5 protein-coding genes and 1 pseudogene are annotated in these 6,102 nt (G+C 60.4%); all 6 read right to left on the reverse strand.

Going from position 1 to position 6,102, the window contains the following annotated elements; translation table 11 throughout:
* Positions 1-182, reverse strand: a pseudogene (locus AC1DY5_RS38550) (electron transfer flavoprotein subunit beta/FixA family protein); the annotation flags it as partial.
* 476 nt (positions 183-658) lie between these two features.
* Positions 659-1,165, reverse strand: a complete 507-nt coding sequence (locus tag AC1DY5_RS38555) for a heme-degrading domain-containing protein (RefSeq protein WP_478119730.1) — start codon at positions 1,163-1,165, stop codon at positions 659-661.
* A gap of 56 nt (positions 1,166-1,221) precedes the next feature.
* Positions 1,222-2,163 carry an ABC transporter permease gene (locus AC1DY5_RS38560; protein ID WP_478119731.1) on the reverse strand — a complete coding sequence of 314 codons (942 nt, stop codon included), beginning with the start codon at positions 2,161-2,163 and terminating at the stop codon, positions 1,222-1,224.
* A gap of 12 nt (positions 2,164-2,175) precedes the next feature.
* Complete coding sequence (locus AC1DY5_RS38565) at positions 2,176-3,678, reverse strand: sugar ABC transporter ATP-binding protein (protein ID WP_478119732.1); 1,503 nt, start codon at positions 3,676-3,678, stop codon at positions 2,176-2,178.
* A 7-nt stretch (positions 3,679-3,685) separates the two neighbouring features.
* On the reverse strand, positions 3,686-4,732 hold the full coding sequence (locus AC1DY5_RS38570) for an ABC transporter permease (protein WP_478119733.1): 1,047 nt from the start codon (positions 4,730-4,732) through the stop codon (positions 3,686-3,688).
* Positions 4,732-5,838, reverse strand: coding sequence for a sugar ABC transporter substrate-binding protein (locus AC1DY5_RS38575; protein WP_478119734.1), 1,107 nt, complete (start codon positions 5,836-5,838; stop codon positions 4,732-4,734). Before AC1DY5_RS38575 ends, AC1DY5_RS38570 begins: the two co-directional genes overlap by 1 nt.
* Positions 5,839-6,102: the final 264 nt, after the last annotated feature.

A 6,102-nucleotide genomic window follows, 5' to 3' on the forward strand; every position in this document is an offset into this window, starting at 1 on the left:
ACGGCGATGATTTCAGTAGCAGCGCCCTTCTCCTTCAGGCGCACTGCCTCTTCGACCGCGATCTCGTCGAAGGGGTTCATGCTCATCTTCACGTTGGCGATATCGACACCAGTGCCGTCGCTCTTCACGCGCACCTTGACGTTGTAGTCGACGACCCGCTTGACACTGACAACCATCTTCATCAATATTCCTCAAGTATCTATACCGTTACTATACGCGTCTCCTCGACCGCCGACTACCTATTCTTCATGAACGTGCCTCTCCGATAGCGAATCAATTTGTCCCGAATGCGCCGTTTCGGACCTGCCTACGGTAGGAGCGCTGCATCGATCCGAGCCGCCGCGTGCTTGCCCTGAGACTGGCCGCCGTAAGCAACTGATCGAGGAACGCGAGGGTCGCCACGTGTCCCGCGGTGGCGCCCAATTTCGCAATCGAAGAGTTGCCAGGGGCCCCGCGCTCTTCGCGACAGATCACCGGAACGAAGAAGAGATTCGCGGTGTCTGGCTAGGTCGGCAGGAAGCCCAATGGAAACCTCAAGCATCGGGACTTGAAGCGTCCGCCGAATGTCGGGTCCTCCATACCAAAGATATGCCTCTGAATCCGGCGCAGCCCATGCAGGACGCCGCGAAACGGCATCCGTCGTTGCTGAACAAAGCCGCTATTCCTCATCCAAGGCTATGTCGGACAATGGAACACCGCACATGTCCGCAAGGGCCTCCACCACCAGGGCATGATCCTGGCGCTGGGGAGCACCGGACACCGTCACCGCGCCAATGCAGCCGACTCCGGCAATAGTGATTGGAAAGCCACCACCGTAAGAGGCGAACTCGCGTGTTGCAAGTCCCATCTTCGCTTCAAGCGACAAGGACTCGAGTTCTAGCTCCCGACCGACCAAGTACGAGCTTTGACCAAAAAGCTCCACAGTATTTCGTTTCCGCCGAACCCAATCCTCGTTCACATCGGTAGTCCCGGGCATCGAGCTCCAGAATATGCGCTTCCGCCCCATTCGAACCTCGATGGCCAAGGCCAGATCGCGCGACCGGCACAGGGCCCGGACTGCGCACCCAAGTTCGAACGCCGTTTCGCGGTCAAAGTGCTCGAAATGCAAGCGGCGCTCCTGCTCGACCAAGCGTGCGATGTCTTGCGCCAGGAGCTGTTGCTGCATGGCCGGATGCTTGCGAGAGAGCGAGCTTGCTGCGACAGCGTCTCCGAGAACTCCCATCACTTCACCATCGCGAGCTTGCTGCGATCGATCGTCAAGGCGATGGCCACGATCAGGACGACGCCGAATACGATCTGCTGAGCCGTCGGCGGCACCTCAAGGTACACCATCGCCGTACGGATGACCGCCACTATCAGTGCGCCGATCAAAGTGTTCAGAACCCCGCCCACGCCACCGGTGAGTGGAGTGCCGCCGATCAGGACAGCAACAATCGCCGGAAGCAAGAAGCCTTCGGCGATGTTGGGCGCACCGCCGGCAAGCTTGACCGAGAACAGCAATCCAGCCAGTGCCGATATAAGGCCGGCGATCGCGTAGACCGCGATTTTGTAGGCGTCCACGCGCAAACCCGAAGCGATGGCGGCTGGCTCGCCAGCTCCAATGGCCTTGAGYGCTCTTCCGAGAGTGGTCCGTCGCTCGATGAAGAGCAGGAGCAAGAGCAAGCCGGCGGCAATAAAGATCTCATTGGGCAAGCCTGCGGTGGTCCCGATGATCCAGCCGAACGCCGCGTCTCGCGCTTTGGGGTCCATGAACACCGCTTGTTGACCCGACGCGAACTGACCAACGGATAGGGCCACACCACCCAGTGCCAGCGTGGCGATGAACGAAGGGACCTTCAGCTTCGTCGACGCATAGCCCGACGCAAAGCCGATCACCGCCCCCGCTAGCAGAACACCCAAGGCCGCCCAAAGACCCAGCGAAGGCAGTGAGAGCGTGACCAGAACGGTCGTCATGTTGGCAACCGACTGGGCCGACAGGTCGATACCCCCAATGTAGATCACGAGCGTGATGCCGAGCGCAAGGACGAACAGCGTGGACACGTCCGCCGTCATTTGAATCAGGCTGTTGGGAGCCAGGAATCCAGGCGCGATGGCCGTCACGATGAGCGTGAGGCAAACAAGCGTGAGCCAAGGCAGATGTGGCCGAAGTTTTTCGATATTCATGTGGACAACCCCTCAGGTCATGTAGTGCACGAGGTCAAAGAGCGACGGCTTGGCGCCGGGCTTGCAGTCAAACCATTTTTGGATCCGGCCGTCCTTGATCACAGCGACGGTGTGGGACAGACCGATTGCCTCCTCCAGCGTGTCGGCCATCAGGACAATGCCGCACCCGTCGGCCGACATTTCACGAACGACCTCGTAGATGTTTTCCTTGGCGCCGACATCGACGCCGCGTGTCGGGTGGTCTAGCAAGATGATGTCCGATCCTCCGCTGCGCCATTTCGAGATGACGACCTTTTGCTGGTTGCCTCCGGACAGYTTGCCCGCATTCGCATCGACCGACGGCGTCTTGATCTCAAGACGTTTGACCCACTCCTGCGCCGTCGATTTCTCGGCGGCCCGTCTCATCACGCCGCCGACGCTGTACTTGCCCATCTGCGAGAGCGTCATGTTCTCGAAGACTGACATGCCGCTCACGATGCCTTCCACCTTGCGCTCGCGAGGGATGTACCCGACTCCGCACCGCACGCCGTTGGCCGGCGTGAAATGTCGCACCGCACTGCCCTTGATCTTCAATTCTCCTCGGTCGGGCTTCTCGAGCCCGAAGATCGTGCGCATGATTTCTTCGCCGCCAGAGCCCTCCACACCGACCAGGCTGAGAACCTCGCCACGCCGGAGCGTGAGAGAAATCTCCTCGTACCTGCCCTCCAGGCCCAGTCCCGTCGCCTCGACCAGCACGGCGTCCTGGTAGGGATGCTGCTTTTCTTCCCGGTAGTACTCTTTGCTGATTTCGCGGCCCACCATCTTGTGCTGGATCTTCTCGGCTTGCGCACCGTCGCCTTGGACGACGTCCACAACCTCGCCATCCTTCAGAACATAAATGCGGTCTGAAATGTCGATTACTTCGTCGAGTCGGTGCGAGACGAAGATGAAGGCCGCACGGGAGCGCAGTTCGCGCACGAGCTTGAAGAGGAGCTTCACCTCGTCCCTTGACAAGACGGACGTCGGCTCGTCGAGGAGAATGACCAAGTCGCCTTCGACCCGCTCCTCCAGCGTCAGCACCTTGGCGAGTTCCACCATCTGACGTTGCGCGAACGACAGTTGCGAGGTGGTGGTGTACGGGTCGACGTCCAGGTGAACCTTCGCCAATTGCCGCTTGGCGGCCTCCGCCATGCGCCGCCACCGAATGACGCCCCACGTGACGAACTGCTGCTCGAAGCCCAGGAAGATGTTCTCCATCACCGACAGGCTCGGGATCAGCGACTGCTCCTGAAAGACCATGCCGATGCCCTTGAGCATGGCTTCGCGAGGATTGGCGAAGCGGGTCGGTGTGTCGTTTACGAGGACCTCTCCTCCGTCGTGCTGGTAGGCTCCGTAGATGACCTTCATCAATGTGGATTTGCCGGCGCCGTTTTCGCCGACCAAACCGACGACCTCGCCCTTGGCGACCTTGAAGTCAATGCCCTTGAGCGCACGAACGCCCGGGAACGTCTTTTCGACCTTGCGGAATTCAAGCATGGCGATCTCACTTCACGAGGGAATGGGACTTGCGATTGGCCGACAGCACCACGGCGAGGATGACGAGCACACCCAGCACGCCGTCCTGGACGTAGTTTGGAAGCCCAAGCACAACCATCCCATTGGCAATCACGTTGACGATCAGGACGCCGACCACCGTGTTCCACACACCACCGCTACCGCCCATCAACGATGTGCCGCCAACGACCACGGAAGTGATGGAAACGAACATGTAGTTCGACCCCGTCAGTGATTCGGCCATGCCGCCGCGTGCCACCGCGAAGAGCGCCCCTATGGCGTAGAAGATGCCGGCCAGGGCGAAGCCGAGGATGCGCACGCGTTGAACATTCAGACCAGAAGCATGGGCGAGGTCCTCGCCGCCTCCCACCGCGTAGAAGTTGCGCCCCAATGTGGTGTTGCGCTGGATGAACCAGGCGAAGAACACCATGAGGACAGCCAAGTACACCATGAGTGGAAAGCCCAAGATGCGCTTGAACAACATCGCGCGAAAGACGTCGTCGTTCACACGCACGATGTYCCCGCCCGTCAGCAACACCGATAGACCCATGCCGACAAAGCCGATTGCCAGGCTGGCCATGAACGAAGGAATCTTGAGCTTTACATGCACGAGGCCATTGACGACGCCGACGACAGCTCCCGCCAGGATCGCTGCGAGGATCGCGAGCCCGCCGAGTCCGGCCAACTGGCCCCCGAACGCGTTGAAAACCAGGGCAAAGAGGACCGCGGTCGTCGAGACCGTGCCCTCCATGGACAGATCGATCGAGCCCATGATGATGATGAAGGTCACTCCAAGTGCGACCATCAAGGCCGGCACAGACGCAATCGCTATCCGTGCAAGATTGCCCACCGACAGGAAGTTGGCATTGGCGACGGAGAGCGCCGCCACCAGCCCGACGAGGACCAGGGCCGGGGCCCATCGCGAGAAGAATTCCTTGCGCTGGAGCGACGAATTGCCTGATACGCGGGCCTGCAGGCTGTCGCCTCTCGCTTCTTGGGCCGGCCCCTGCACGCCCGTTGGATCGAGGGTGGCCATTATGACTTGGCCGCGTACTTTATCTGTCCGCGCGAAGGGCCCCAGAAATCCTTCCAGGCGTAGACAGGTGTACTGGAGATGTACTTCTTCTTGAACTCGGCAGCGTCCTTCTGAGTGACCAGGATCGTGGGTCCATAGAATTCGCGGTGCTCTTTCGGCTCCTGCGACGGTTTGAAAGTCCCGATAGCGGCGTGGTAAGCCAGCGCCGCGGTGATGCCGCCGCCCCAGTACGGGTTCGTAAAACAGGTCGCGAGCAGATCTCCCTTGATCACCAAGTCGGTCGCCTCGGCGTTGCCGTCATACGCGACGACCGGCAACTTTCGACCATCGGCCTTCAAAGCCTCGAGGACCCCATACGCCATCGAATCGTTCGCACAGAAGACACCGGTGATCTTGGTGCCGAATCGAGTCAGGAAGCCCTGCATGACCTGATTGGCCTTTTGCGTTGCCCAGTCGGCCGTCTGGTAGTCCAGTAGTTCGATGTTGGGAAAGTCCTTCAGCGCCTTCATGAGCCCTGCACGCCGCTCGATCGCCGGGTTGTTGGCGGCGATTCCGCCGACCCCAACGATCGCGCCCTTGCCGCCCATCTCGTTGAACAGGATGCGTGCCGTCTGCTCGGAAGGTCCCTCATCAGACCAAGTCATGTGCGACACCCAGTTGTCGCCAAAGTCCCACGGGTGCAGGTCGTCAGGTTTGTTCCAGATGGTCGCCACGTAGCCGCCGGCCTTCTGCACCGACTCCACGATCGGTCTGCAGTTCGGCGCGTCATTCGCATCACATGCAATCGCCGCCTTGCCCCCGGTCTTGGCCAGTAACGCCTTGATGTCGGCCAGGGACTTCTCTGAGCTCCCGTTGTTCAACAGGTGGACCAGATCGGATTTCTTCATCCCCGTGTCCTCCAGAAACGATTCGCCCCCGGAAACGACGGAATGCCAGTAAGGGTTGTTGCGGTCGCGGTAGCTCCAGGCGACCGTCGGCTTGTTCTGCGCGAACGCAGCGAACGGAGAGCTTGCAGCGGCAACGCCGGCGAGGCTGTACGCGCTTGCCAACAGGAAGTCGCGGCGCCGCGTGGTTTCCTGGTCGATGAAGGTTTTGATGAACGACATGTCTATCTCCGCTTTCCTTGATGCCCCCAACTTCGCATGGGTCTGCGTCGGCCGTAGCCAGCTATCGGCCATGTACCTATCTAGTTAGTTACTAAACTATAGAAGCATGGCGGCGACGCTGCTACAGGGTTTACGCTGATTCGAGGTGTCTGCTCGCGTTGGTGCGGGGGGTTCTTCACGGCCTCCGGCCACCCGCTGCGGTGCAGACCGCGTCTGCCGTCAATGCGAGGCTTCAGGACGGCACCGGCGCGTCATCCCGAAGGA

Source organism: Variovorax sp. P4_D9 (genome assembly GCF_056401695.1).

What these genes read in the sequence shown, in the direction of transcription:
- AC1DY5_RS38555 (WP_478119730.1), bottom strand. Translation starts at nt 1,165, where the DNA reads ATGCAGCAACAGCTCCTGGCGCAAGACATCGCACGCTTGGTCGAGCAG.
- AC1DY5_RS38575 (WP_478119734.1), bottom strand. Translation starts at nt 5,838, where the DNA reads ATGTCGTTCATCAAAACCTTCATCGACCAGGAAACCACGCGGCGCCGC.